Source organism: Suilimivivens sp. (assembly GCF_037359455.1).
Taxonomy (GTDB): Bacteria; Bacillota; Clostridia; order Lachnospirales; family Lachnospiraceae; genus Suilimivivens; species Suilimivivens aceti.
In genome coordinates this window covers 113,783-139,716 of the sequence record NZ_JAXXXI010000042.1, presented here as the reverse complement: position 1 = coordinate 139,716, position 25,934 = coordinate 113,783, and the positions used below count along the sequence as shown (strand labels likewise).

General features: G+C 47.1%; 28 protein-coding genes. 22 read left to right on the top strand and 6 right to left on the bottom strand.

The window, feature by feature from the left end:
* Positions 1-202: 202 nt before the first annotated feature.
* The 4 genes from WJQ40_RS08690 to WJQ40_RS08675 all read right to left on the bottom strand — a co-directional run bounded on the left by WJQ40_RS08690 (position 203) and on the right by WJQ40_RS08675 (position 2,182).
* Positions 203-829 carry a hypothetical protein gene (locus tag WJQ40_RS08690; protein ID WP_337539351.1) on the bottom strand — a complete coding sequence of 209 codons (627 nt, stop codon included), beginning with the start codon at positions 827-829 and terminating at the stop codon, positions 203-205.
* Positions 830-927: 98 nt separating this feature from the next.
* Entirely contained in the window at positions 928-1,146 is a 219-nt protein-coding gene (locus WJQ40_RS08685; RefSeq protein WP_337539348.1) for a hypothetical protein, read from the bottom strand.
* 41 nt (positions 1,147-1,187) lie between these two features.
* On the bottom strand, positions 1,188-1,967 hold the full coding sequence (locus WJQ40_RS08680; RefSeq protein WP_337539346.1) for an acyltransferase family protein: 780 nt from the start codon (positions 1,965-1,967) through the stop codon (positions 1,188-1,190).
* A gap of 5 nt (positions 1,968-1,972) precedes the next feature.
* Positions 1,973-2,182 carry an acyltransferase family protein gene (locus tag WJQ40_RS08675; protein WP_337539344.1) on the bottom strand — a complete coding sequence of 70 codons (210 nt, stop codon included), beginning with the start codon at positions 2,180-2,182 and terminating at the stop codon, positions 1,973-1,975.
* 153 nt (positions 2,183-2,335) lie between these two features.
* Here WJQ40_RS08675 and ispE point away from each other — a divergent pair, with 153 nt between their 5' ends.
* From ispE to WJQ40_RS08650, 5 genes are all read left to right on the top strand, one after another.
* Positions 2,336-3,199 carry a 4-(cytidine 5'-diphospho)-2-C-methyl-D-erythritol kinase gene (ispE, locus tag WJQ40_RS08670; protein ID WP_337539342.1) on the top strand — a complete coding sequence of 288 codons (864 nt, stop codon included), beginning with the start codon at positions 2,336-2,338 and terminating at the stop codon, positions 3,197-3,199.
* Between the two features lie 47 nt (positions 3,200-3,246).
* Complete coding sequence (locus tag WJQ40_RS08665; protein ID WP_262572286.1) at positions 3,247-3,930, top strand: GntR family transcriptional regulator; 684 nt, start codon at positions 3,247-3,249, stop codon at positions 3,928-3,930.
* Positions 3,931-4,008: 78 nt separating this feature from the next.
* Positions 4,009-4,269, top strand: a complete 261-nt coding sequence (locus tag WJQ40_RS08660; protein ID WP_337539338.1) for a hypothetical protein — start codon at positions 4,009-4,011, stop codon at positions 4,267-4,269.
* A 4-nt stretch (positions 4,270-4,273) separates the two neighbouring features.
* Positions 4,274-5,095: a glutamate racemase gene (gene murI / locus WJQ40_RS08655; protein WP_118798329.1), complete on the top strand. Its 822-nt coding sequence runs from the start codon at positions 4,274-4,276 to the stop codon at positions 5,093-5,095.
* 25 nt (positions 5,096-5,120) lie between these two features.
* Positions 5,121-5,564, top strand: coding sequence for a DUF1934 domain-containing protein (locus tag WJQ40_RS08650; RefSeq protein WP_118798330.1), 444 nt, complete (start codon positions 5,121-5,123; stop codon positions 5,562-5,564).
* 92 nt (positions 5,565-5,656) lie between these two features.
* Here the strand turns inward: WJQ40_RS08650 and WJQ40_RS08645 are convergent, their stop codons facing one another.
* Entirely contained in the window at positions 5,657-6,133 is a 477-nt protein-coding gene (locus WJQ40_RS08645) for a hypothetical protein (protein WP_118798331.1), read from the bottom strand.
* Between the two features lie 213 nt (positions 6,134-6,346).
* Between WJQ40_RS08645 and tig the strand changes: the two genes are divergently transcribed.
* The 8 genes from tig to WJQ40_RS08605 all read left to right on the top strand — a co-directional run bounded on the left by tig (position 6,347) and on the right by WJQ40_RS08605 (position 14,672).
* Positions 6,347-7,507: a trigger factor gene (tig, locus tag WJQ40_RS08640; protein ID WP_337405859.1), complete on the top strand. Its 1,161-nt coding sequence runs from the start codon at positions 6,347-6,349 to the stop codon at positions 7,505-7,507.
* Between the two features lie 6 nt (positions 7,508-7,513).
* Positions 7,514-8,833, top strand: a complete 1,320-nt coding sequence (locus WJQ40_RS08635; RefSeq protein WP_118798333.1) for a C40 family peptidase — start codon at positions 7,514-7,516, stop codon at positions 8,831-8,833.
* A gap of 33 nt (positions 8,834-8,866) precedes the next feature.
* Entirely contained in the window at positions 8,867-10,345 is a 1,479-nt protein-coding gene (gene clpX / locus WJQ40_RS08630; RefSeq protein ID WP_337539335.1) for an ATP-dependent Clp protease ATP-binding subunit ClpX, read from the top strand.
* A gap of 92 nt (positions 10,346-10,437) precedes the next feature.
* Positions 10,438-12,159, top strand: coding sequence for a S8 family peptidase (locus WJQ40_RS08625; RefSeq protein WP_337539334.1), 1,722 nt, complete (start codon positions 10,438-10,440; stop codon positions 12,157-12,159).
* Between the two features lie 18 nt (positions 12,160-12,177).
* Positions 12,178-12,630 (top strand): signal peptidase II, encoded by a 453-nt coding sequence (locus WJQ40_RS08620; protein WP_337405862.1) that lies wholly within the window; start codon positions 12,178-12,180, stop codon positions 12,628-12,630.
* A gap of 166 nt (positions 12,631-12,796) precedes the next feature.
* Positions 12,797-13,168, top strand: coding sequence for a GntR family transcriptional regulator (locus tag WJQ40_RS08615; protein ID WP_118798432.1), 372 nt, complete (start codon positions 12,797-12,799; stop codon positions 13,166-13,168).
* Positions 13,165-13,866 (top strand): ABC transporter ATP-binding protein, encoded by a 702-nt coding sequence (locus WJQ40_RS08610; protein WP_337539329.1) that lies wholly within the window; start codon positions 13,165-13,167, stop codon positions 13,864-13,866. The genes WJQ40_RS08615 and WJQ40_RS08610 overlap by 4 nt, the downstream gene beginning before the upstream one ends.
* A complete protein-coding gene (locus WJQ40_RS08605) occupies positions 13,860-14,672 on the top strand; it encodes a hypothetical protein (protein WP_337539327.1) in 813 nt (270 codons plus the stop codon). The genes WJQ40_RS08610 and WJQ40_RS08605 overlap by 7 nt, the downstream gene beginning before the upstream one ends.
* Before the next feature lie 97 nt (positions 14,673-14,769).
* Here the strand turns inward: WJQ40_RS08605 and arcC are convergent, their stop codons facing one another.
* Complete coding sequence (gene arcC, locus WJQ40_RS08600; protein ID WP_337539356.1) at positions 14,770-15,705, bottom strand: carbamate kinase; 936 nt, start codon at positions 15,703-15,705, stop codon at positions 14,770-14,772.
* Between the two features lie 271 nt (positions 15,706-15,976).
* On the opposite strand from arcC, the gene WJQ40_RS08595 reads away from it, so the two are divergent.
* From WJQ40_RS08595 to WJQ40_RS08555, 9 genes are all read left to right on the top strand, one after another.
* Positions 15,977-16,990, top strand: a complete 1,014-nt coding sequence (locus tag WJQ40_RS08595; protein ID WP_118798340.1) for an ATP-binding cassette domain-containing protein — start codon at positions 15,977-15,979, stop codon at positions 16,988-16,990.
* Entirely contained in the window at positions 16,980-17,645 is a 666-nt protein-coding gene (locus WJQ40_RS08590) for a methionine ABC transporter permease (protein WP_118798341.1), read from the top strand. The genes WJQ40_RS08595 and WJQ40_RS08590 overlap by 11 nt, the downstream gene beginning before the upstream one ends.
* A gap of 66 nt (positions 17,646-17,711) precedes the next feature.
* On the top strand, positions 17,712-18,626 hold the full coding sequence (locus tag WJQ40_RS08585; protein ID WP_337539325.1) for a MetQ/NlpA family ABC transporter substrate-binding protein: 915 nt from the start codon (positions 17,712-17,714) through the stop codon (positions 18,624-18,626).
* 195 nt (positions 18,627-18,821) lie between these two features.
* Positions 18,822-19,856, top strand: coding sequence for a LacI family DNA-binding transcriptional regulator (locus WJQ40_RS08580; protein WP_337539324.1), 1,035 nt, complete (start codon positions 18,822-18,824; stop codon positions 19,854-19,856).
* Between the two features lie 56 nt (positions 19,857-19,912).
* The gene (gene xylB, locus WJQ40_RS08575) at positions 19,913-21,382 is read left to right on the top strand and encodes a xylulokinase (RefSeq protein ID WP_337539322.1); all 1,470 of its coding nucleotides are present in this window, start codon (positions 19,913-19,915) and stop codon (positions 21,380-21,382) included.
* A gap of 27 nt (positions 21,383-21,409) precedes the next feature.
* Complete coding sequence (locus WJQ40_RS08570) at positions 21,410-22,030, top strand: DUF4867 family protein (protein WP_337539319.1); 621 nt, start codon at positions 21,410-21,412, stop codon at positions 22,028-22,030.
* Positions 22,031-22,061: 31 nt separating this feature from the next.
* A complete protein-coding gene (locus WJQ40_RS08565; RefSeq protein ID WP_337539316.1) occupies positions 22,062-23,543 on the top strand; it encodes a fucose isomerase in 1,482 nt (493 codons plus the stop codon).
* A 217-nt stretch (positions 23,544-23,760) separates the two neighbouring features.
* Entirely contained in the window at positions 23,761-25,113 is a 1,353-nt protein-coding gene (locus WJQ40_RS08560) for an MATE family efflux transporter (protein WP_337539313.1), read from the top strand.
* 77 nt (positions 25,114-25,190) lie between these two features.
* Entirely contained in the window at positions 25,191-25,931 is a 741-nt protein-coding gene (locus WJQ40_RS08555) for a YlmH/Sll1252 family protein (protein ID WP_337539310.1), read from the top strand.
* Positions 25,932-25,934 lie beyond the last annotated feature (3 nt).

Below are 25,934 nucleotides of genomic sequence, written 5' to 3'. Positions count from 1 at the left end.
CGGGGCACAGGAGAAGAAAAGCAGCCATGGTGCCCCGCCAGGAGGGGAAGAGAGAGGAAAAACCCGAGGAAGCGGGGCACAGGAGAAGAAAAGCAGCCATGGTGCCCCATTAGGAGGAGAAGAGTGAAAAACTTCAGATGCAGCAAAAAACAGGGTGCCGTCTGGCACCCTGCTCTGTTTTTATTCACTGTACAGATACTGCTTACTGTACTTCAGAAGTGGTATCTGCATTCTGCTTTCTCATATCATCGAAGCCCTTTAATACGGCATCATAGGTCTTCTGACAGATATCGGGAAGCTGGCCGCCCCAGGTTTTCTGAGCCTTTTCGTAGCCTTTCTTGAAAGCTGCCTGCATAGCATCGATCTTATCGGGATCTCCACCGGTTAAAGCGGTAGCAAAATCAAGAATTCTCTGTGAGGTCTGAGATACACCCCAGTAACCATCATCAGCGATGTCAGCCTGCGCCTGTGCTTTGGTAGCGGCATCTACAGTGAAATTTCCACTGGAAAGAACACTCCAGATGTCATTGGCATTATTGTAGACCTTGCCCTGACCTATGAGAATCTTTTCTACAAGACTCTGTAACTGGGAAGTTCTCTGCTCTGCATCAGCCTTTAGCCTGGCAATCGTAGCAGTATCAGGCTTGTAAGTTTTCTTGGTTGTGGTTGTAGTAGTAGTTTTCTTCGAAGGCTCATATACCGCAGCGGTATCTTTTTCAGAGGCCTTATCTGACACAGCCTTCTCAGATGCTTTGGTCTGTGCTGTCTTAGATGCTGCAGAGTAAGTACTGTAAGCATCAGAAGCACCGGTAATTCCGTTTACACTCATTTTTACACCCTCCTTGGTTTCAAATATTTATAATAACCTATATCTTATTAAGATAATCGGCAGGATTGAGGGATTTATTAACCCCGGTTTTATACAAATTATGATGCAGCTGGTGTAAGCATATCAGGCAGAAGTGCAGCAAGCTGTCCCTGATAGGGGTTTATAGAATCGTCATAGGGTGGATACATATAAAAGATGGCAATATCATAAAGGGTTCTGGTCTGAGGAGAAGTATAGATATACATGGAGAAATAGGCAGCTTCAGCGTAAATGGGATTGCTGATGCCAAATATATCATCTTCTGCCAGATAAGCCATCACGCATGCATGACGAAGAGAAAACTGGAACCCGGTGAAGCTCAGGTGCGGATCAGAAGGTTGACAAGGGGGATCTTTCCGATCACAAAGGTGATGGCACCGGAGAGTACGGTAAGGAAGAGCCACAGTGCAACAGCGGAGAATGTGCCGGCAGGCGTATAGACAGCCTGGATTCCTGCAAGCAGAATGGGATGCAGGATAAAAATACCCATGGTCAGACTGCAGAGACTGACGATCAGAGCTTTTGTCTTTTCTGCATGAATGGGAAGGCGCAGCAGAAAAAGAAATGTAACGGTGTACCACAGAATAGAACTGGGATTACCATAGAACAGGTCAGCAAGTCTGTTATGGATCAGATAAAGACCTGTCTTTTTGATGCAGAAATTATTGAGGATGGCAAGGAGCAGCACCAGGATCCAGTGAAGCCACAGAGGCATATGGATGGACAGAAGCAGGGAATTTTTCTCTGCCTTGACTGCACAAAGGCCGCCAAAGAGGAAAAAGAACAGCCATGTCCAGAGGCGGAGCGTCTGGGGAACATACTGCTGGATACTGTAACCCCTGTGCATGGATAACAGGCAGAGACAGATGCTGCAGAGGGCAAGAAGCATGCAAAGCAGTGACAGGGCAAGGGTATGATCGTGAAGGAGCCAGTATAACAGAGGCATGACCAGATAAATCAGAATCAGGGAGCCAAGGAACCAGAAATGCCACAGATAACCCTGCTGAAAAAGACTTTTCAGGAACAGGGTAATGGGATTCACAAATTTATGTCTGACAATCACGACGGGAATCAGGATCAGAAGATTCCAGTCGATCACGGGGATCAGAAGATTCCTGATTTTTCGAAGCGCATAAAATAAGGAAGAGAAGACCTGGAAAACATGAGGTATCCGTTTACCATGAAAAAGAGCGGCACACTGATACCACATAGATAATAAATCGTATAATTGACCATCCCGACGCTGTGCAGTCCTACCACGCCAAGACAGGCAAGGCATTTGATCAGATCCAGATTACAGTTGCGTGTTTTCATTTGTATTATCCCCATCCTAAGAAAAATCAAAAAACATAACTTATTCTATAATATACCACCCATTGACAGGAAAAGCCAGATTGTATAAAATTAAGTACAATCTGGTGTATATTGTATACAAAGGAAACCGGGCAAAAGAAAGGACGGTTTGGAATGGAAAAGACAGAACGCAGGGCGTATGCCAAGATCAATCTTGGACTGGATGTGTTACGGAGAAGAGAAAACGGCTACCATGATGTAAAAATGGTGATGCAGACCGTAGGGATATATGATGAGCTGACCTTTGAGAAAATAAAGGAAGGAATCATTGTTACAACAGATAAAGAGGAGCTGCCGACAGATAAGGGGAATCTGATCTACCGTGCAGCAGAGCTTCTGACAGAGAAATATCAGATTCGGGAAGGCATCAGGATCTCGCTGAAAAAGAACATCCCGATCGCAGCAGGCATGGCTGGGGGCAGCACGGATGCAGCAGCAGTTTTTCATGGAATGAATACACTTTTTAATCTGCATATGGATGAGAAGACCATGCGGGAAGAGGGTGTAAAGATCGGAGCCGATGTTCCTTACTGTATCATGGGTGGGACAGCGCTTTCAGAAGGAATCGGAGAGGTGCTGACTGCGCTGCCCGCACCACCAAAGGCAGTGCTCTGCATTGCCAAGCCGGACATCAATGTATCAACGAAATTTGTTTATGAGAATCTTCATATAGAAACAGTGAAGGATCATCCTGATATTGACGGAATGGTACAGGCGATCCGGGAGGGGGATCTGAGGGGGATCACAGACCGGATGGCAAATGTCCTGGAAACGGTGACGGTAAAAGAATATCCTATTATCGAGGAGATCAAAAAAAAGATGCTGGAGAGCGGTGCAGAAAATGCACTGATGAGCGGCAGTGGACCCACCGTATTCGGGGTATTTACAGAGGAAGCAGGAGCCAGTGAGGCGATGGAAAGGATCCGGAAGGAAAAGCTGGCGCAGCAGGTATTTGTGACAGAATTTGTAAATATGTGACCGGACGGTGAATCAAAAAGAAACTTAAAACAGAAGGAAGAGGGTATATGGAAGAGAAGGAATTTCAGATAGAAGTGGATGATCTGTTACCGCTGCGGGATGTGGTATTCTACACCCTGCGAAGGGCGATCCTGACAGGACAGCTAAAGCCGGGAGAGCGGCTGATGGAGGTACATCTTGCAGAAAAGCTGGGGGTCAGCAGGACACCTATCCGTGAGGCAATCCGGAAGCTTGAGCTGGAAGGGCTTGTGACGATCATTCCAAGAAGAGGGGCAGAGGTTGCGGAAATCACGGAGAAAAGTCTGAATGATGTGCTGGAGGTGCGGCGTGCACTGGATGCACTGGGAGCAGAGCTTGCCTGTGAAAGGATCACCGGGGAGGAGATCCGGGAGCTGAAAAAGGCCTGTGAAGATTTTGAAAAAGCGGCTGCCGGGAATGATGCGGATGCAATTGCAAAAGCGGATGTGGCTTTTCATGATATTATTATCCGGGCGGCAGGAAATCAGAGACTGGAGCAGCTTGTCAATAATCTGGCAGAGCAGATGTACCGGTATCGTTTTGTCTATATCAAGGAAGAGGAGCAGAGGGGTGTACTTCTTGCAGAACACAGGGAAATCTGTGACAGCATTGCAGCAAGGGATGTGGTACGTGCCCGTAATGCAGCAAAGCAGCATATCGATAATCAGCAGAAGGCTGTCATCCGGCAGATACGGCTTGAAAAAAGGAAATAATCGAGGTACAGTATAGCTGTACAAATTCAGGATATACTTCTCTGTATACAGTGGAAAGGCGCTGTGGAAGGAGAAGCTTTGAAGAAAATTCTGGAATATGGCCTGTTGATCGCAGGCATGGCAGCTTATTTTGGATTTGTATATCCGGAGCTGATCCTCCCGGAGGATGCGTATCTTCTGGTGGAGGAGGAAGGAGCGGAATATCAGATTCCCTATGAGGAAGCAAAGCAGCTTTTTCTGTGGGATGAGGACGGGCAGGAGCCGCCAGTCCGAATAAAATGGCGGCTTGCGGAATATGTATATCAGGTAAAAGAAAAAATAGTGAATAAGAAGGATTAAAAGAATGACAGATACTAATGCGCCCATAGGCGTATTTGATTCGGGAATCGGTGGCCTTACCGTTATGAAGGAGATCATGCATCAGATCCCGGATGAAAAAATCATTTATTTCGGAGATACAGCAAGAGTACCCTATGGCAGCAAGTCAAGGGAAACTGTGACTAAGTTTTCCAGACAGATTGTGCATTTCCTGGAAAGCCAGCACGTGAAGGCCATTGTGGTAGCGTGCAATACGGCAAGTGCTTATGCGCTGGATGAGCTGGAAAGGGAAACCGAGGTTCCGATCATCGGTGTTGTGAAGCCGGGAGCAAGGGTAGCCAGTGAGGTGACAAAAAATGGAAAGATCGGAGTGATCGCCACAGCGGCGACAATCTCCAGTGCGATCTATTCCAGTTACATAAAAAAGAAAAAGCCGGATGTGGAAGTGATCGAAAGAGCGTGTCCGTTATTTGTGCCACTGGTAGAGGAAGGACTCTGGCGGGATCCTGTTACAGATGAGATTGCAAGGCGTTATCTGGCAGAGCTTATTGATATTGATATCGATACCCTGGTACTTGGCTGTACCCACTATCCTCTGATCCGGGAAACGATCGGCAGGATCATGGGAGAAAGGGTGACACTTGTAAATCCTGCTTATGAGACTGCACGGGAGCTGAAGGAGCTGCTGCAGAGGGAGGAGCTGCTGCGTAAGGTGCGGCCGGCACTGGGGGATAACCAGTATCAGTTCTACGTCAGTGATGCCTCCGAAAAGTTCAAGCAGTTTGCCAATTCCATCATCAAGTATGGCATCCTTTCTGCCAAGACGCTGAATGTGGAAGGCTATTGAAATATTTTATACGAGGAATTTTTATATGAAAAAAGAAGTTTTGCTGGCGCTCAAGGGGCTGCAGTTTGCAGCAGCTGAAGAGGATGCCAGGGCACTGGAAACCATTACACCGGCTGAGTATTATAAGAGAAATGACAGTCATTACATCATTTATGATGAGGTGATGGAGGATTTCTCAGAAACAGTTAAAAACACGATCAAGATAAAGGGCTCCCAGGTAGAGGTGACCAAAAAGGGGTTTATCAATGTTCATATGATCTTTGAACAGAACAAAAGGAATATGACGCGATATGGCACACCTTACGGAGATATTCTGATCGGTATTGATACAGGGGATATCAGGATCATTGAAGATGAGGACAGTATCCATGTGGATGTGGATTACAGCCTGGAAGCCAACTATGAGCATATGGCAGACTGCAAGCTGGAAATGAATATCAGTCCAAGAGAAGAAATGCTGGAATTATAAAAGCTGCCGGTCAGAGGCAGACAAAAAATAGTAATAAAAAGCCTGATGCAGAGGAATGCACCAGGCTTTTAAAGTGTGGTTAATTCATAAAATTATTTAACAGGCTTGGCACCGGCCTTTTCCTGTGCCTTCTCAACCATATTTTTGAAGAACCCCTTTTTCTTCTTCTCTACAACAGGCTGTTTTCCATGAAGTCCTTTTACCTCAGTGATGTAGATACCGCTGACAACGGCCTTGACTTCCTTTTTGACAGGAATACTGTCAAAAATCTTCTCATCACTGACAAGAGAAAGGATCTGGGGACCAACCTTGGCCTTCACAATAGGAAGCTTGCTGCCCCGCATAAGCTTCGGTGTCTGGTCGATGACCGCCTGTGGAAGACCGGATTCTTTGATCTTCATCCGCTTTTTGTCAATGATCAGCATGGAGACAGTCTGTTTCATGGCGTTGATCTGCTGTTGCTGCTCTTCCTGCTTTTTCTGCGCCTTTTTTCCAAGGAAATATAAAACAACCAGTGTAATGATCAATACTGCAAGTATAACTAATAAAACGATTTGCCAGGTACTCACGATAGTCCTCCTCTATTAAATAAAGTCAAAAAATATTGTAACATCTAACAGAAAAATAGGCAAGACAAAAGCCAGTATTTTACAGGTGATTTTACAGGTGGATTAAAAGGAATCATTTTCCGGCTAATTCTGAAATTTTTGTAAAACCTTTAAATAGAGGAAAAAATATGATATATTTGTAAGCACAGATAAGATCTGAAAATGGAGGAGTTTATGAAAAGAAAATTACTGGCAGCACTGCTTGTGGCAGTGACTGTATCCATGGCAGCCTGCGGCCAGAAAGCAGAAAATGCAGAGCAGGGCACAGAAGCAGAGGAAAGTACGGAAGCGGCAGAGAGTACGGAGGCGGCAGAGAGTACAGGTACCGATGGAAGCTATCTGAAGGATTATACAGCTTCTGATTATGTGACGCTTGGGGAATATAAAGGACTTGAGATCAGCATGACCTCAGAGGAACCGGTAGTAACAGAGGAAGATGTCGACAGTTATATTGAGTACGTCCGGCAGATGAATCCGGTATCCACACCTGTAGAGGGAAGGGCGGTGCAGTCCGGGGATACTGTCAATATTGATTATGAAGGGAAGCTGGATGGCGTTGCCTTTGCAGGAGGAACTGCACAGGGACAGGATCTGACGATCGGTTCCGGAAGCTTTATCGACGGATTTGAGGATGGCTGTATCGGCATGGAGATCGGAGAAACAAGGGATGTAGAAGCTACCTTCCCGGATCCTTATCCGAACAATACAGAGCTTTCCGGAAAGACAGCCGTATTTACTGTTACAGTGAACAGCATCAGTGTACAGGAAGCAGCAGAGCTGAATGATGATTATGTGGCAGGTCTTGGAATTGACGGAGTAAATACACTGGAAGAATATAAAGCATATGCGAAGGATATCCTGACAGAGCAGCAGACACAGAGCTACAATTCCGAGAAAGCGGATAAGGCATGCACAGCAGCAGAAGAGAACTGTGAATTTAAAGAGGTGCCGCAGCCTATCGTAGACAGGATGAACAATACACTGACAGCCAATATCACAAGCTATGCTTCTGCATACGGTGTGGATATCGGAAGCTATGTGGCAGCTTACTATGGTGGGGATGCTGATGATTATCAGGCAACCCTTCTGCTGCAGGCAGAGGATATGACAAAGAAATATCTGATGCTGCAGGCAATCGCTGACCAGGAGAACATTACTGTTTCAGAAGCAGAGGCAGAGGAGGAGCTGCAGGCAGATGCAGAGCTCTATGGACAGGCTGTAGAGGATTACAGGGAAATGATCGATGAAGAGGCATTCAGGGAGTATCTTCTGACCCAGAAGGTGCTGAACTTCCTTTCAGAGAATGCGGTAGTTACAGTGGAGCAGGCAGAATAAAGGGATATGAGAAGAAAAAGAGGAATTCAGGTTGCAGCAGTTATAATGGGCGTTCTGTTGCTGGCAGCTGGTACAGTGCCGGTACAGGCAAAGACTGTCTCCGAACTGGAGCAGGAAAAGCAGGAGCTGGAAAAAAAGAAGCAGGATGCCAAGGACAGACAGAATTCCGAACAGCAGAAGCTGGACAGTGTAACAGGGACGATCGGTTCCATTCAGGGGAATGTGGATGCCGCTGCTGAAGAGGTGGAAGAGGTGGATGCTGCACTGGTAGAAACGATCGCCAGTGTAGAGATCATAGAGGAGGAGCTGAAGGAAAAGGAAGAGGTTCTTCAGAAAACCACAGCAGATTACGAAGCGGCTAAGGAAACGGAGCAGAAGCAGTATGATGCCATGAAGCTGCGGATCCGCTTCATGTATGAAAAGGGTGACAGCACTTATTTACAGCTTCTCCTGGAAAGCCAGAATTTCGGGGATATGGTCAACAAGGCAGACTATGTGGAGCAGCTTTACAGCTATGACCGCAAAATGCTTGAGGAATATCAGAGAGTCAAGCAGGAGACCGAAGACCTGAAAAACCAGCTGGAGGATGAAAAGGCAGAGCTCCAGGCGCAGCAGCATGAGCTGGAGGAAGAGCAGAAGAGTCTGACGATCATGCTGAACGAGAAGAAAAAAGCATATGATGATTATGAGACCCAGCTTGCACAGGCGAAGCGGGAGGCCGCAGTTTATAAAGCCAATATCAAAAAGCAGTCTGATGAGATCAGGCAGCTTGAAAGCGCCTCAAGCCAGAAGGATTCTGAGATCCAGGCAGCAAAGAGGGCGGAGGAGGAAGCAAGGAAGGCACAGGAAGAGGCTCTCCGGAGACAAAGTGAAGAAGATGGAGCTTCTTATGGCAGCAGCTCTTCCGGGGAATCAGGAGGCAGTGCAGACAGCAGCTCATCAGGAAGCTCCAGGCAGTATGCGTCTCCGTCCAGCTTTTCCGGAAGTAAGGGACAGCAGCTCGCCAATTATGCGTGCCAGTTTATCGGGAACCCTTATGTTCCCGGAGGAACCAGCCTGACAGACGGGGCAGACTGTTCCGGATTTGTCTGGAGGGTGTATAAGGACTTTGGTTATTCTGTGCCAAGAACATCGTATTCCTTCAGAAGCTATGGCAGTGAGGTGAGTTATTCAGAGGCACAGCCCGGAGATGTGATCTGTTATGCAGGACATGTGGCACTTTATATTGGAAACGGGCAGATTGTGCATGCAAGCACACAGAGGACAGGCATTAAGATAACAAATGCAACTTATAAGGAGATGCTGACGATCCGCAGGATCGTATAGTGATAGAGAACAGCAGACTGACAGGAGAAATATATGGCAGATTTTGATGAAAAGGACAAGGATCAGAAGGATGCGCTGACAGAAGAGCAGAAGGAAAGCGATTATGAGGATGTCTGCTTTATCTGCAGGCGGCCGGAAAGCAAAGCGGGAAAGATGTTCAAGCTTCCCAATAATATTTGTGTATGTAATGACTGTATGCATAAGACCATGGATACTGTGAGCCAGTTTGATTATCAGGGTATGCTGGATCCTAATTTTATGAACAGCCTGAATCAGGATATGAGTAAAAAGGGATTTCCCAATATCAGGTTCCTGAATATTGCAGACCTTCAGGGAGAGGGAGGTATCCCCAATAAGCAGAAGATCAAGAAAAAGAAAAAGAGCGAAGGGACGGAACCGGTTCTGGATATCAGGAATATTCCACCGCCACACAGGATCAAGGCACAGCTAGATGATTATGTGATCGGACAGGAGCATGCTAAAAAGGTGATCTCCGTGGCTGTTTACAATCATTATAAGCGTGTGGCGACGGGAACCATGGATGATATTGAGATCGAGAAGTCAAATATGCTGATGATCGGACCTACAGGCTGTGGCAAGACCTATCTGGTAAAGACGCTGGCAAGGCTTCTGGATGTACCGCTTGCTATCACCGATGCAACATCCCTGACAGAGGCCGGCTATATCGGTGATGATATTGAAAGTGTGGTATCCAAGCTTCTTGCGGCAGCAGATAATGATGTGGAAAAGGCAGAACGTGGTATCATTTTTATTGATGAGATCGATAAGATCGCCAAGAAAAAGAATACAACAAGCAGAGACGTAAGCGGAGAAAGTGTGCAGCAGGGTATGCTCCGTCTGCTGGAGGGAGCAGAGGTGGAGGTACCGGTTGGCGCAAACAGTAAAAATGCGATGGTGCCGCTGACAACGATCAATACACGTAATATCCTGTTTATCTGTGGCGGTGCATTCCCGGATCTTGAGGAGATCATCAAGCAGAGACTGCGTAGGCAGACCTCCATTGGTTTTAATGCAGAGCTGAAGGATAAATATGATAATGATACCGATATCTTAAGTAAGGTAACGATCGAGGATCTGAAGAAATTCGGTATGATCCCGGAATTTCTTGGAAGGCTGCCGATCATTTATACACTGAAGGCACTGGATAAGGATATGCTGGTGCGTATCCTGAAGGAGCCAAAGAATGCGATCCTGAAGCAGTACCAAAAGCTGCTTGAGCTGGATGAGGTACAGCTTTGCTTTGATGATGGTGCGCTGGAAGCGATAGCGGAAAAGGCTATGAAGAAGGATATAGGTGCCAGGGCACTGCGTGCTATTATTGAGGATTTTATGCTGGATATTATGTATGAGATCCCGAAGGATGACAATATCGGCAAGGTGACGATCACCAGAGAGTATATAGAAGGAGCCGGCGGACCGGTCATTGATATCAGAAATTCGGCAGCGATCAGTGCAGACGGACTGAAGGCAATTGAAGTGCAGGAAAAATAAAGAGCAAAAACAGACTGTTTTCATATAATAGGAAGTAAAACAAAGAAGAGGCAGCAGACAGGAAACGGCATGTCTCTTTGGAATGGACTTACATGACAGACAGAGAAAAAATCATGTCAGAGGACTATTATGATTTTCTTACAGATAGTCCGAGAGAAGAGGGTTTTACCGGTTATTTTGAAGACGGTCTGTTTTTAAATATTGAAAATGATCTGAGCCTGGTCTATATAAAGAAGGATGAAATGAGTCCGCAGAGGCTTCGTGGGCTGATCTACAGGGATGTCCCCAAGCTCTTTGGGCTTATGGGACTGGAGAGAGGAGCTGCTGTATCTTTTGATCCGGAGCCTTTGATGAAGTGCGGGATCCTGCAGGTGCAGGGTGCACCATTAAACCTGACAGGAAGGGGCGTGGTGCTAGGATTTCTTGATACAGGGATACGGTATGATGAGGAAGTGTTCCGAAATCCTGATGGTTCCACCAGGATCCTTGGCATCTGGGATCAGGAGATCCAGAGTGGACAGCCACCGGCGGGGTTTCTCTATGGAACAGAGTATACAAGGGAGCTGATCCAGGCTGCACTGCAAAGCGAAAAGCCGCGGCAGATCGTACCAAGCTATGATGAAAACGGTCATGGGACAGAGATCGCCAGTGTGGCAGCAGGCAGTATTCTTTCCGGAGGCTTACGGTTTCAGGGGGCAGCACCGGATGCAGATATTGTGGTTGTGAAGCTGAAGCAGGCAAAGCGTTATCTGACAGAATCCCTTTTTGTGCCGGATGGTGTGACAGCCTATGAAGAAAATGATGTTATCGCTGCTGTGAAATATCTGGAAGGCTATGCTGTTTCCATGAGAAGGCCGCTTGTGATCTGCATGGGGATCGGTACCAATATGGGAAATCATGAGGGACAGTCACTGCTTGCAGAGTATCTGAACAGTGTGGCAACCAGAAGGAGCCGGTCTGTGGTGGTGTGCGGCGGTGATGAGGGAAACAGCGCCCATCATTTTATCGGGTATGCTACGGCAGGCATGAAGCAGTCTACCGAAAATGTGGAAATACGGGTAGATGCCGGGGAAAAAGGATTTGTGGCAGAGCTCTGGGGAACCATGCCGGCGACACACGCCATATCGATCCGGGCACCGGGTGGTGAGATAACAGATCCGGTAGATTTTAAAGTGCAGGAAACAAGGGAGTTTACCTTTATTTATGAAAAAACCGTGATCAGGGTCAACCATAGTCTGGTAGAGCCGGGCTCCGGGGGTGAACTGATACTGTTCCGTTTTCAGGATCCGACACCGGGAATCTGGACGATCCAGGTGACAACAACCGGAGCAGAATATGATGAGAATGGAAATTTTCATATATGGCTTCCCATTACGCAGTTCCTGGGTGGGGATACCTATTTCTTAAGACCATCTCCTTACGTTACATTGACGGAGCCTGGAAATACAAGAGAGGTGATCACGACCACATATTATCAGGACAGCAATAACAGCTTTTATGGGGAATCCGGAAGAGGCTTTAGCAGAAGAGGCAATGTAAAGCCAGAGCTGTGCACACCAGGGGTGGAGATTTCAACAGTGCTGGGAAGCAGGACGGGATCTGCTTTCGGAGCGGCACTGCTTGCCGGGATCTGTGCCCAGTTCCTGCAGTGGGCAGTGGTAGATGGCAGAGAACGGTGGTTAGAGAGCAGAGAAGTGAAAAATTATCTCGTCCGGGGTGCAGTGCGGCCACCCGGTATTCAGTTCCCATCGAGGGAATGGGGCTATGGACAGGTGAATATCGCAAAAACCTTTGATGTGATCGCAGGGATATAAACGATGAGGAGGAGCAGCATGAAATATCTGGCAGTTATTCTTGGAATTTTTGGACTGGAAACAGGGATCAAGGGACATATTGAAAAGACAAAAACAGAGCAGACGAATGAAAGGATCTGCGGCGGTGCGCTGCTGGTCAGGAAGCACCACAACAGGGGAGCCTTTCTGAATGCCGGTGAAAAGAAGCAGAAGCTTGTGATGCTGGTATCGGTAGTGCTGACTGCAGTTCTGACAGTAGTATTTCTTCTGACACTCGGAACTGCAGGAAAAGGGCTTCTGAAGTGGGGGCTGACCCTTCTGCTTGGCGGTGCTTACACCAATACCTATGACCGATTGAAGAGAAAATATGTGGTAGATTATGTAAGCTTTAATGTACCGGTGAAGGGAATCCGCCGGATCGTGTTTAATATCGGTGATTTCTGCATCATGATCGGAGCTCTGCTAACGACAGCAGGGTATCTGCAGGAGTAAGAAAAGCAGGCTGGCAAATGGAATTGCCGGCCTTTTATATTTTTATTTTTCAGGTTGACAAAAATGGTAATATGTATTACTGTATTAATCAGATAATACAAATGAACATGAAATCAATAAAAAGCAGAATGGAGAGAGAAACAGGGAAAAGGAAAGGAAGATGGATATGGCATGGAATTTGGATTCCGACAGGCCGATCTACGCACAGATACTGGAAAGGATCCAGCGGCAGATCGTATCCGGTGAATATGCACCGGGGACGAAGATCCCGAGTGTACGGGAGCTTGCAGCACAGGCGGGAGTCAATCCCAACACGATGCAGAAAGCATTGTCTGAGCTGGAAAGAAGCGGACTTGTCGTGACGATGAGAACCAGCGGAAGAGTGGTGACGGAGGATATGGAAATGATAAAACAGATCAGAAAGCAGCTTGCAGCAGAGCAGGCGGCTGAATTTGTGAAACAGATGAAGGAGCTTGGCTTTCAGAAGGCAGATATACTGGCACTGATCGAGCAGGAGACGGGAGGAGAGGAAGCATGAGTGAACTGGTAGAGATCCATAATCTGAAGAAATCATATGACAAAAGGAAGGAAGCACTGCATGACCTGACACTGACACTGCCAAGAGGAAGGATCGTAGGGCTGCTTGGACCAAACGGCAGCGGCAAGACGACACTGATCAAGCTGTTAAACGGGCTGCTTGTGCCGGATGGCGGAGAGATCCTGATCGACGGAGAAAAGCCTGGACCGTCTACCAAGGCAAAGGTGTCCTATCTGCCGGAGAGAACGTATCTGAAGAATGGAGCGACCATCCGGGAGCTGCTTTCTTATTTTCAGGATTTTTATGAAGATTTCAGGACTGACCGGGCGAAGGAAATGCTGGCAGCACTCCGGATCGAAGAGAATGCCAGGATCAGGGCGCTGAGCAAGGGAACAAGAGAAAAGGTACAGCTTATTCTGGTAATGAGCAGGGATGCCAGTCTGTATATTCTCGATGAGCCGATCGCAGGTGTGGATCCGGCAGCCAGAGACTATATCCTTCGTACTATTATTACAAATTACAATGAGAATGCCACAGTGCTGATCTCCACGCACCTGATCACTGATATCGAGAACATTCTGGATGAGGTGGTCTTTATGAAGGAAGGGAGGCTTCTGCTTCAGACAAGTGTGGAGGAGATCCGGGAAGAGAAGGGCAAGAGCGTGGATGCTTATTTCAGGGAGGTGTTTGCATGTTAGGCAAGTTATTGAAGCATGAGTGGAAAGAGATATCTGTGATCCCGTGTGTTTTATCTGTTGTATTGCTGGTGCTTTCTGTGATCTCTGGTTTTTCGTTCCTTGGGATCAGGGAGGGGGCTGCGGATGTCAGCAGATTTATGACAATTATGCTGTGGCTGCTGTTTTATTTTGCACTGATCGCAGTCAGTCTCGGGATTACCATTTATCTGGCAGTCCATTTTTATAAGACCATGTATACGGATGAGGGCTATCTGACACATACCCTGCCGGTCAGTGGGCGTGAGCTGCTCTGGTCGAAGCTGATTCCCATGGCTGCATGGAGCCTTCTGACGATGCTGGTTGTGGCTCTGGCGGTGCTGATTTTTGGCGGCATGGGAATGCTGTTTGCAGAAAGGGAAGGCATTGCGGTTATGACAGTGATATGGGAAGAGATCCATGAGCTGATCCGGCAGATGCAGCTGATGGGTGGCAGTTCACTGACAGCCTTTATCATCAGTATGGTTTATATCATGATCGTTGGGATTTTTAACGGCCCCATGATGCTGGCAGCTTCCATTGCTATCGGACAGCTTGTAGGAAAACACAGGATTCTTGGATCTATCGGTGCTTATTTTGGGATCATGACGGTTTTTCAGATTGTTTCGCAGGCCGTATTTTTTCCGATCATGATCGGATTTGAAGGAGATAACCCACTGCCTCTGCTGACAGGAACATATTTTGGAATAGGAACTGTCAGCCTGGTGGTAACCGTTCTGCTGTATTTTGTGACAGAATATCTGGTAACAAAGAAACTGAACCTGGAGTAAGGGAAGGATAGGAAAAGGGACTGTCTGTTAAAAGACGGTCCCTTTTTAAGAGCATGTATCTGTCGATATACGGATACAGGTGCAGGGTCAGTGGTATTTAAGCAGTGATGCGTGTACCGGCCTTACCCTTCACAGCATCTGCAACCTCAGAAAGAGAGGTGATCAGGACGCTGCCGGCAGGATTGGCTGCAAGGTAAGAAATAGCAGCCTCGATCTTGGGAAGCATGGTGCCTTCTTCAAACTGGCCTTCTGCGATCAGCTCTTTAGCCTTGGCTGCAGTCAGGGAAGCAAGTGCCTCCTGGTCTTCCTTCTGGTAATTGCGGTATACATTGGGAACAGAGGTTAAAATGATCAGTTCATCACTTCTGAGATCACCTGCCAGCTTGCCGGCAATGGCATCCTTTTCAATGACAGCGGAAGCGCCCTTTAAGGCATGCTTCTGTTCGATCACGGGAATACCACCGCCGCCACAGGCGATCACGATCTGACCTGCATCAGCAAGGGTACGGATCGCTTCGATCTCTACGATATCAATGGGCCTTGGAGCTGCGATGATACGGCGGAAGCCCTGTCCCTCCTCTTCCTTGACAAAGTTGCCCTTCTTTACTTCCATCTCAGCATCTTCGGCAGACATATAACGTCCGATCAGCTTGGTAGGCTCATAAAAGGCTTCGTCATACGGATCCACGGTAACCTGTGTCAGGATCGTGGAGACGGTCTTGCTGATTCCCCGCGAAAGCAGCTCAGCCTTCAGGGAATTCTGGATATCATAGCCAACATAGCCCTGGCTCATGGCGCTGCAGACGCACATGGGAGCAGGAGTGTAATCAATGTAGACACGGCGCAGCTCAGTCATGGCCTTGTGGATCATGCTGACCTGAGGTCCGTTGCTGTGGGTGATCGTAAGCTGGTAATCAGCCTCGATCAGGTCAGCCAGTGCTTTGGCGGTGACCTTTACGGCATCTAACTGTGCCATGGTTGTATAGCCAAGGGCATCATGCCCGAGGGAAACGACTGCTTTTTTGCTCATAATCAGGAAATACCTCCCTATTTCTATCAGAAAGTGTGTGATCCGGGGAGTGAATGCCCGGAAACATCATGCTTTCAGTATAACAAAACAGAGGAATTTTGTATAGGGTTTAAAATTTTTTGAAAATAGTGTTGACAGATGGAGAAACAGATGATACTATACAATTCATACAGAATAACTATGAATTAGCTTTTCTTGCAAGGTTTGGCAGTTTGTGATATGATACAGAACTATGAGACTTAGGAAAGTCAATAATATAGAAGGAAAAGGTCAGATGGAAGCAATCATTCAGGTAAGGGATGTTACGAAAACCTTCGTTGGAAAAGATAATAAGGTCGAAGCCCTGAAGGGAATCAATCTGGACATACATAAGGGAGAGATCTACGGTATCATCGGTATGAGCGGTGCCGGTAAGTCTACACTTGTAAGGTGTCTGAATTTCCTGGAGCGCCCGACAACAGGAACTGTATTTATAGAAGGAAAGGATCTGTCACAGCTAAAGGAAGGGGAGCTTAGAAAGACCCGTACCGAGATTGCGATGATCTTCCAGCATTTCAATCTGCTGATGCAGAGAAATGTCATAGATAATATCTGCTTCCCCATGGAGATCAAGGGAACTTCCAGAAAGGATGCAGTTAAGAGAGCAAAGGAGCTGCTTGAGATCGTTGGACTTTCTGAGAAAGCGAAGGCTTATCCGGCACAGCTTTCAGGTGGACAGAAGCAGAGAGTGGCGATTGCAAGAGCACTTGCCAACAATCCGAAGATCCTGCTCTGTGATGAGGCAACCAGTGCGCTGGATCCGACAACAACCAAGGCGATCCTTGCCCTGTTAAAGGAAATCAATGAAAAATATGGAATTACCATTGTGATCATTACCCATGAGATGGCAGTTGTACAGGAAATCTGTACACATGTTGCCATCGTAGATTCCGGAAATCTGGCGGAGACCGGTACGGTAGAGGAGGTCTTCTCAAGACCGAAGAGCAGTGCAGCCAGAAAGCTGGTATTCCAGGATGAAAATGGAAAATATGAGGAGATGACAGGAAAGAGATGCATCCGTATCGTATTTAAGAGCAATTCGTCCTTTGAACCGGTGATTGCCAATATGGTGCTGGCATGTAAGGCACCTGTCAATATTCTGCTTGCTGACACTAAGGATATCGGAGGTGTGGCGCATGGTCAGATGATCCTTCAGCTTCCGGACGAGGCCGTAGCTGCTGAGAAGATGATCCAGTACCTGAGAGACAGAAATCTGGAAGTGGAGGAGCTGAAAAATTATGTTGGATAATTCAATGATCAGCATGCTTGCTGAAAATACATGGATCAGTATTTATATGACAGGGATCTCTACCCTGATCGCCTATGCCATCGGTCTTCCGCTTGGTGTGATCCTGGTAGTACTTGCACCCGGTGGACTGCGTCCCAATAAGGGTGCCTACAAGGTTCTTGATTTTATTGTAAATATACTTCGTTCCGTACCATTCCTGATCTTATTGATCACGATCATGCCTCTTACCAAGCTGATCGTAGGAAAGAGCTACGGACCGGCGGCAACGATCGTGCCACTTGCCATTGCGGCAGCGCCCTTTGTGGCAAGACTTGTAGAATCTTCCCTTCTTGAGGTAGACAAGGGTGTGATCGAGGCTGCAGAAAGCATGGGAGCCGGATTATTTACTATTATTTTCAAGGTGCTTCTGGCAGAGGCCAGAACCTCCCTGATCGTGGGGGCAACTATTGCTCTTGGAACGATCCTTGGTTATTCCGCTATGGCCGGTGTAGTAGGCGGCGGCGGACTTGGCAATATCGCCATCCAGTATGGTTATTACAGAAACAAGCTGGATGTGATGTACGCAGCAGTTATTATACTGATCGTCATCGTTCAGGTACTGCAGATGATCGGAACCGCAGTATCCAAGAAGCTGGATAAGCGTATCACCGATTAAATCTCAGGTAAGGATAGATCCCGAAAGGGTTTATCATAAATGCATTATATTCAGGAGGAGAGTATTATGAAAAAAGCATTAGCACTGATTCTGACAGCATCTTTACTGACAGGAGTCCTGACAGCCTGCGGAAGCAGCGAGGCACAGACAGATGCAGCAGAAACAACCACAGAAGAAGCCGCAGCAGAAGAAACTGCAGCAGCAGAAGAAACAGCAGACACAGATGCACAGGCAGAGACAGGTGACCTTCAGGTGATCACCGTAGCAGCAACAGCTGTTCCCCATGCAGAAATCCTTGAGGCAGCAAAGCCTATCCTTGCAGAGCAGGGATATGATCTTCAGGTAACTGTATTTGATGATTATGTACAGCCCAATGAGGTTGTAGAAGCCGGTGATATCGACTGCAATTATTTCCAGCATATCCCTTATCTTAACAGCTACAATGAAGAGAGAGGAACTCACCTTGTAAGCGTTGGAGAGATCCATTATGAGCCTATCGGAATTTATGCAGGAACAGAGAGTGACCTTTCCAATATCTCTGATGGTGCTGACATTGCAATCCCTAACGATACAACAAATGAGGCAAGAGCCCTTCTGATCCTTCAGGACAATGGTATCATTACCTTAAAGGAAGGGGCCGGCATTGATGCAACCATCAATGATATCGCAGAGAATCCTCACAACATCAATTTCGTTGAGATGGAAGCAGCACAGGTTTCCAAGGTTCTTAGTGAAGTGGCATTCGCAGTTATCAATGGTAACTATGCACTGGATGCAGGTCTGAATGCACAGACAGACGCTCTGGCATCTGAGACATCTGATTCCCTTGCAGCACAGACCTATGTAAATGTCGTTGTTGTTAAGGAAGGCAATGAGGACAATGAAGGTGTTAAGGCACTGGTTGACGTTCTTAAGTCTGATGATATCAAGAAGTTTATCGAAGAGACCTATGAAGGAGCAGTTGTTCCTTTCGAAGGCTGATCGGTAGCTGAAAACTGAACAGAGACTGAAATGACAGGCGGACCGCTGCGAAAGCAGTGGTCCGTTTTTTCTGCTGTGCCAAAATATTTTTCAGAGCTGTTGACACATATTCCAATTGGTGATAGCATATAGTTAACACGTGTTAAATGAAAAATGAAATGGGCAAAAGGGTGCAAAATGGAAGAAGCCTCCCGTATGACATTAGAAGAAATATCTAAAAAAATAGGTATTTCACGCACAACAATATACAAAGTGCTTAGAAATAAAGACGGTGTCAGCGAAGAAACCGTAAAAATGGTACAGGACGCGCTGGAAAAGTACCATTATGTACAGAACAGAAATGCCCGTAATCTGGCTATGAACCGCCATTATACGATCGGGTATGTGGGGTTCCGGTCAAAAAGTGCCAATTACTTTGCAACGGAAGTAGGCAGGGGACTTAAGAGGGCACTGCAGGAATTTGGAGACGACGGACTGACGCTCATGATCTCTGAATTTGATGTGGAGAAGCCTTCGGAGCAGCTTGCAGCTGTAGAAGAGATGAGACAGCAGGGTGTTGACAGCTTTATCCTTTCCTATTCCAGCCATGAAGTGATCCTCCAGATTCTGGAGAGGCTTGAAAAGGAGAACTGCAGGATCGTATTGCTCAGCCGTGATGTGGCGGAGCATCCGGACAATTATTATGTGGGCGTGGATTATTACCGCAGTGGCATGCTGGCGGCAGAGCTTCTGATGAAGCTGATGCCGGAGGGGGGCAGAATCTTTGTACCGGTGACAGAAGAATATAAAACAAATCAGGATATCCTGAGCAGACTTTCCGGGTTTCAGGACAGACTGAAAACTTGCGAAAAGCTGGAGATGCTGCCGCCATTCTTTGGGCTTACCGGAGAAAGGGAGATAAAGGAAGCACTGGAGAAGCTTTTACAGGAAGAACTAGATAGGAAACCGGATGGTATTTTTGATCTTACCTACCGGCTGGATGTGATCGCAGATGTCCTGAAGCGGCAGAAGAAAAAAATTCCGCTGGTTGGATTCGATCTGTTTGAGGAGATCAGAGGCAGTGTGGAGGATTCCACGATCGATGCACTGATCTATCAGGATCTGAGCAGCCAGGCATACCGGGCAGTGAGAATGCTGTTTGAAGAGATGTGCTACGGCAAGGTCCGGAGTGAAAAGAAGCATTATGCCAAGCTGGAGATCATCATGAAAGAGAATCTCATTTATTTCTGAGGATTTTTATATAGAACGATGAAACAGAAGGGTATCAGAAGAAAAGGAGGAGAGAAATGTTATACGTAGGAATTGATTTGGGAACCAGCGCAGTGAAGCTGCTTCTGATGGACGGGGAAGGAAAGATACAGAAGATCGTATCCAGAGAATATCCCCTGTATTTCCCGCATCCGGGCTGGTCGGAGCAGAAGCCTGAGGACTGGTATGAGCAGGTTATGGATGGCATGAAGGAGCTGATCGCAGAGGCAGATAAGAGTAAGGTTGCAGGTATCAGCTTTGGCGGACAGATGCACGGACTTGTCATTCTGGATAAGGAGGATCAGGTGATCCGTCCCGCAATCCTCTGGAATGACGGAAGAACCTATGAAGAGTGTGATTATCTGAACAATGTGATCGGCAAGGAAAAGCTTTCCGAGTATACAGCCAATATTTCCTTTACCGGATTTACGGCACCGAAGATCCTCTGGGTGAAGAATAAGGAGCCTGAGAATTTTAAAAAAATTGTGAAGATCATGCTTCCCAAGGACTATATCGCCTATAAGCTGACCGGTGTGAACTGTACGGATGTATCAGATGCTTCCGGTATGCTGCTGATGGATGTGAAAAACCGCCGCTGGTCAAAGGAAATGTGTGAGATCTGTGGTATCAGCGAGGAGATGCTGCCAAAGCTTTATGAAAGCTATGAATGCGTAGGCACAGTAAAGCCAGAGATCGCAAGGGAACTTGGTATTCCGGAGACAGTAAAGGTGGCAGCCGGCGCAGGTGACAATGCCGCAGCAGCAGTAGGAACCGGAACTGTTGGAGATGGTATGTGCAATATCTCCCTTGGAACAAGCGGAACCATCTTTATCTCTTCTGAGAAATTTGGTGTAGATAAGAACAATGCGCTGCATGCCTTTGCACATGCAGATGGACATTATCATCTGATGGGATGTATGCTCAGTGCAGCTTCCTGCAATAAATGGTGGATGGATGAGATCATCGGTACCTCCGACTACGGCGCAGAGCAGAAGAAGATCGGGGCACTTGGAGAAAATCACGTGTATTTCCTGCCCTACCTGATGGGCGAGCGTTCCCCTCATAATAACCCCAATGCCAGAGGAACCTTTATCGGCATGACCATGGATACCACCAGGGCAGATATGACCCAGGCAGTGCTGGAGGGCGTAGCCTTTGCACTTCGTGATTCCTTCGAGGTAGCCAAGTCCCTTGGCATTAAGATTGAGCGGACGAAGATCTGTGGCGGCGGTGCGAAGAGCCCTCTCTGGAAAAAGATGATCGCTAGCATCCTGAACCTGAAGGTGGATGTGATCGAAAGTGAAGAAGGACCGGCACTTGGCGGAGCCATGCTGGCGGCGGTAGCCTGCGGGGAATATAAGAACGTGGAAGAAGCTGCCGCTAAGATCGTAAGGATTGTGGATACCGTAGAGCCGGAGGAAGAGCTGGTAAAGAAGTATGACGAGCGTTATCAGCAGTTCAGGCAGATCTATCCTGCCTGCAAGCCGCTGTTTGATATCATTAAGTAATTTTATTCTAAAGAAGGGAGAAGGAAAATGAAGATTTACAGTGTAACAGATGAGAGATTCAAGACCTATGGAAGAGTTGTTACCGGGATCGACTTTTCAGAGCTCTGCAAGGCCATGGAAGAAACACCCTGTCCTGAGGATGTGATCTATGTACCGGGAGATCCGAAGCTTGAGGCACTTCCAGTTATGAAGGAGCTGACAGATAAGACCTACGGAGAGCTTCAGGTCCAGATCGGTTACTGCAACGGACACAACTGTATGCTGAATGCTTTTGAATATCACAGAAGCTCAGAGATCAATGTGGCAGTGACAGACGCCATTCTGATCCTTGGCAGACAGCAGGATATCACGGAGGACTTTACCTATGATACCTCTCTGGCAGAAGCATTTCTGATTCCTGCGGGAACTGCAGTAGAAGTATATGCAACCACTCTGCATTATGCACCCTGCGGCGTAAAAGGACAGGGCTTCCGTGTGACAGTAGTACTTCCGAAGGGAACCAACCTTGATCTGGAAGCAGCCCATACAGAGGGTGAGGACGGACACCTTACCGCAAAGAACAAATGGCTCCTTGGCCATCCCGAAGGAGGACTTCCGGAGGGCAGTCCCATGGGACTTGTTGGAAAGAACCTTAATATCAATGAATAAAACAATATAAGAAAACAGGAGGTAGGTAATCATGAACAATTTACCGGTAGTAAAACTTGGTATCGTGGCAGTCAGCCGTGACTGTTTCCCGATCGAATTATCACAGAAGAGACGTGCAGCAATCAAGGCTGCCTACAAGGGTGACTTATATGAGTGCCCTGTCACTGTGGAAAATGAGCAGGATATGCTGAAGGCAGTAGAGGATGTAAAGAAGGCAGAGTGTAATGCTCTTGTAGTATTCCTTGGAAATTTCGGACCGGAAACACCGGAAACCCTGATCGCAAAGAATTTTGACGGCCCCTGCATGTTCGTAGCAGCAGCAGAAGGTGACGGCGATATGATCAATGGAAGAGGCGATGCTTACTGTGGTATGCTGAACTGCTCTTATAACCTGAAAATGCGTCATCTGCAGGGCTATATTCCTGAATATCCTGTAGGAACCGCAGACGATATCGCAAAGATGATCGGTGAATTTGTACCGATCGCACGTGCTGTCATTGGTGTCCGCAATCTGAAGATCATCACCTTTGGTCCCCGTCCCCAGGACTTCTTTGCCTGCAACGCACCGATCAAAGGCTTATATGAGCTTGGTGTAGAGATCGAAGAGAACTCTGAGCTGGATCTGCTTGTTTCCTTCAAGGAGCATGAAAATGATCCCCGTATCCCTGAGGTATGTGCAGACATGGCTAAGGAAATGGGAGAAGGCAGCTACTACGAAGACCTCAATGTCAAGATGGCACAGTTCGAGCTTACCCTGCTTGACTGGGCTGAGAACCACAAGGGTGCAAGAAAGTATGTGGCATTTGCTGACAAGTGCTGGCCTGCATTCCCTTCCCAGTTTGGATTTGAGCCCTGCTATGTAAACAGCCGTCTGGCATCCCGTGGTATTCCGGTATCCTGCGAGGTAGATATCTACGGTGCTCTCAGCGAATACATTGGACTGTGCGTATCTGATGATGCAGTTACCCTGCTTGATATCAACAACTCCGTACCGAAGTATATTTATGATGAGGATATCGCCGGCAAGTATGATTATGCTTTGACAGATACCTTCATGGGCTTCCACTGCGGAAATACACCGGAGTGCAAGATGTGCTCATCCAGAGCTGTTAAATATCAGCTCATCCAGCACAGACTTCTTGAGCCCGCAGGAAGCGAGCCTGATTTCACAAGAGGAACCCTGGAGGGTGATATCGCAGCTTCTGACATTACATTCTATCGTCTGCAGTGCAATTCAGACGGAGAGCTGGTTTCCTATGTGGCTGAAGGTGAGATCCTTGATGTTCCGACCAGATCCTTCGGCGGTATCGGTATCTTCGCTATTCCTGAAATGGGAAGATTTTACCGTCATGTACTGGTTGAGAAGAATTTCCCTCACCATGGCGCTGTTATGTTCGGACATTATGGAAAAGCAATGTTCGAGGTACTGAAGTTCCTTGGTGTAAAGCTTGACAGCATCGGTTATAATCAGCCGAAGGGAGTTCGTTATCCTTCTGAGAATCCTTTCGCGTAAGAAATCAGACAGGCTGAAAAGGTAAGATGAAATAAAAATAAGGGTGCCGCTCTTTTCCATGACAGAAGGCTGTATGGAGAGGGCGGCATTTTTTTGATGCATAACAGAAGAGATTTTTACTTTTTTTGTAAGAAAATATACTAGATTTCTGACAGGAAGATGAGTATACTCTAACTTGCTTCAGTAGAGAAAACTTCTATTTCAGGAGGAGAAGAAAATGGCAGGAAGTTCAGCAAAGGATATGACAGTTGGTTCACCGATGAAGCTGATTCTGGGGTTTGCAGTGCCCCTGTTGTTCGGCTTTCTGTTCCAGCAGTTTTACAGCGTTGTGGATACTATTATTGTTGGGAAGACACTTGGTGTTGATGCTCTTGCCGGTGTAGGTGCTACCGGTTCTGTGAATTTTCTTGTGATCGGCTTCTGCATGGGTGTCTGTAATGGATTTGCAATCCCGGTGGCCCAGAAATTTGGTGCCAAGGATTATGTGACCATGCGCCGTTTTATTGCGAACAGTGTGTGGCTTTCTATAGGATTTGCTGCTGTGATGACCGTACTGGTATCGATATTCTGCAGGCAGATCCTGACTCTGATGAGAACACCGGAGGATATTCTTGAATACGCCTATTCATATATCCTGATTGTATTTATCGGGATTCCTGCCACTTATTTATACAACCTGCTGTCCGGCTTTATCCGTTCCATCGGGGACAGTAAGACCCCCCTGGTATTTCTTGTGATCTCTTCCGTTTTGAACATCGGACTTGACCTCCTGCTGATCATGGTCTTCCGGATGGGAGTGGCGGGAGCTGCAGTTGCCACGGTGCTTTCCCAGCTTATTTCAGGAATCCTGTGTCTGATATATATGTATTATAAATTTGACATTCTGATCGTGAAGAAGGATGAATGGAAGGCGGATACCCATCTGATGAGGATTCTATGCAGCATGGGTGTTCCCATGGGACTGCAGTATTCCATCACAGCGATCGGATCTGTTATTCTTCAGACAGCGGTCAATACCCTCGGCTCGGCAGCAGTAGCGGCCATGACAGCAGGCTCAAAGGTAAGTCTGTTTTTCTGCTGTCCTTTTGATGCCCTTGGCTCCACCATGTCAACCTATGGAGGACAGAATGTGGGAGCAAAGAGGCTTGACCGGATCGGCAAAGGTCTGCTATCCTGTAGCATATTGGGAATTGTTTATTCTATTGCAGCCTTTGTGATCCTGTATTTCTTCGGGGATAAATTTGCATTGATGTTTCTGGATGCAGGGGAGACAGAAATTCTGCAGAATGCACGGATGATGCTTGTGATCAACTCAGCATTTTTTATTCCGCTTACGTTTGTAAATGTGATCCGCTTCCTGATCCAGGGAATGGGCTACAGTACCTTTGCGATCCTGGCGGGTGTATTTGAAATGATAGCAAGGACGCTGGGTGGTGTTTTCCTGGTACCTGCGTTTGGGTATACCGGAGCCTGCTTTGCAAGTCCGCTGGCATGGATCCTTGCTGATCTGTTTCTGTTTCCGGCATATTTCCATGTGATGAAGAGGCTGCATAAGATCCTGAAAGTGTAGTCCCCGGAAGGGGAGAAGGGCTGTGCATATTTGGGAAGGCTGCACAGAAGAGCAGAATGAATGCAGAAGAAGAACAAATGAAAAAAAGGCTCCGTGAGCTGGCAGAAAGATCGTACAGGGGAAATTGTTATACCTTTACAGATTTTCTGTCGCTTGCGGAGCTTTCCTGTTACTACGAAATGGAGCGTGAGCTGTTATTTGCCGGAGAGATGGTATATGGTGGCAGTGAAGGGCGGGAACGGTGCATGATCCGGTTTGGAAATCCGGGGGAGCTTGGTTATGAACAGGATTTTCCCATTGTATGTCTCAGGATAAGACCACTCATGAAGAAATTTGCAGAGGATCTTACACACAGGGATTTTCTTGGTGCACTGATGAACCTTGGTATTGAAAGAGGTACTCTTGGGGATATTATCCTTCAGGAAAAGGAAGCATTTCTGTTCTGTAAAGAGACCATTGCACCTTATATCATGGAGAGCCTGACAAGGGTAAGACATACCTCTGTCCTCTGCGAGGTGACAGAGGAGATACCGGTGGAAGGAGAGGCAGATCTTAAGGATATCAATATACAGATTGCATCAGAACGTATTGACGGTGTGATCGCAAAGGTGTATAAATTATCAAGAAGTGACAGCGCAGCCCTGTTTCTGCAAAAGAGGATCTTTGTGAATGGAAGGCAGTGTGAAAATAACAGCCATATGCTGAAGGACGGGGACCAGATTTCCGTACGTGGCTATGGAAGGTTTATCTATGCCGGAGGCCGGGGATTAAGCAAAAAGGGGAAGCTGAATGCATTGATACAGATTTATGGCGGATAAGAA

Excerpts from the sequence above, each read along its gene's own strand:
- WJQ40_RS08690 (WP_337539351.1), bottom strand. The coding sequence starts at position 829 with ATGAGTGTAAACGGAATTACCGGTGCTTCTGATGCTTACAGTACTTAC.
- WJQ40_RS08685 (WP_337539348.1), bottom strand. The coding sequence starts at position 1,146 with ATGGCTTATCTGGCAGAAGATGATATATTTGGCATCAGCAATCCCATT.
- WJQ40_RS08675 (WP_337539344.1), bottom strand. The coding sequence starts at position 2,182 with ATGAAAACACGCAACTGTAATCTGGATCTGATCAAATGCCTTGCCTGT.
- ispE (WP_337539342.1), top strand. The coding sequence starts at position 2,336 with ATGGAAAAGACAGAACGCAGGGCGTATGCCAAGATCAATCTTGGACTG.
- WJQ40_RS08665 (WP_262572286.1), top strand. The coding sequence starts at position 3,247 with ATGGAAGAGAAGGAATTTCAGATAGAAGTGGATGATCTGTTACCGCTG.
- murI (WP_118798329.1), top strand. The coding sequence starts at position 4,274 with ATGACAGATACTAATGCGCCCATAGGCGTATTTGATTCGGGAATCGGT.
- WJQ40_RS08650 (WP_118798330.1), top strand. The coding sequence starts at position 5,121 with ATGAAAAAAGAAGTTTTGCTGGCGCTCAAGGGGCTGCAGTTTGCAGCA.
- tig (WP_337405859.1), top strand. The coding sequence starts at position 6,347 with ATGAAAAGAAAATTACTGGCAGCACTGCTTGTGGCAGTGACTGTATCC.
- WJQ40_RS08635 (WP_118798333.1), top strand. The coding sequence starts at position 7,514 with ATGAGAAGAAAAAGAGGAATTCAGGTTGCAGCAGTTATAATGGGCGTT.
- clpX (WP_337539335.1), top strand. The coding sequence starts at position 8,867 with ATGGCAGATTTTGATGAAAAGGACAAGGATCAGAAGGATGCGCTGACA.
- WJQ40_RS08625 (WP_337539334.1), top strand. The coding sequence starts at position 10,438 with ATGACAGACAGAGAAAAAATCATGTCAGAGGACTATTATGATTTTCTT.
- WJQ40_RS08620 (WP_337405862.1), top strand. The coding sequence starts at position 12,178 with ATGAAATATCTGGCAGTTATTCTTGGAATTTTTGGACTGGAAACAGGG.
- WJQ40_RS08615 (WP_118798432.1), top strand. The coding sequence starts at position 12,797 with ATGGCATGGAATTTGGATTCCGACAGGCCGATCTACGCACAGATACTG.
- WJQ40_RS08610 (WP_337539329.1), top strand. The coding sequence starts at position 13,165 with ATGAGTGAACTGGTAGAGATCCATAATCTGAAGAAATCATATGACAAA.
- WJQ40_RS08605 (WP_337539327.1), top strand. The coding sequence starts at position 13,860 with ATGTTAGGCAAGTTATTGAAGCATGAGTGGAAAGAGATATCTGTGATC.
- WJQ40_RS08595 (WP_118798340.1), top strand. The coding sequence starts at position 15,977 with ATGGAAGCAATCATTCAGGTAAGGGATGTTACGAAAACCTTCGTTGGA.
- WJQ40_RS08590 (WP_118798341.1), top strand. The coding sequence starts at position 16,980 with ATGTTGGATAATTCAATGATCAGCATGCTTGCTGAAAATACATGGATC.
- WJQ40_RS08585 (WP_337539325.1), top strand. The coding sequence starts at position 17,712 with ATGAAAAAAGCATTAGCACTGATTCTGACAGCATCTTTACTGACAGGA.
- WJQ40_RS08580 (WP_337539324.1), top strand. The coding sequence starts at position 18,822 with ATGACATTAGAAGAAATATCTAAAAAAATAGGTATTTCACGCACAACA.
- xylB (WP_337539322.1), top strand. The coding sequence starts at position 19,913 with ATGTTATACGTAGGAATTGATTTGGGAACCAGCGCAGTGAAGCTGCTT.
- WJQ40_RS08570 (WP_337539319.1), top strand. The coding sequence starts at position 21,410 with ATGAAGATTTACAGTGTAACAGATGAGAGATTCAAGACCTATGGAAGA.
- WJQ40_RS08565 (WP_337539316.1), top strand. The coding sequence starts at position 22,062 with ATGAACAATTTACCGGTAGTAAAACTTGGTATCGTGGCAGTCAGCCGT.
- WJQ40_RS08560 (WP_337539313.1), top strand. The coding sequence starts at position 23,761 with ATGGCAGGAAGTTCAGCAAAGGATATGACAGTTGGTTCACCGATGAAG.
- WJQ40_RS08555 (WP_337539310.1), top strand. The coding sequence starts at position 25,191 with ATGAAAAAAAGGCTCCGTGAGCTGGCAGAAAGATCGTACAGGGGAAAT.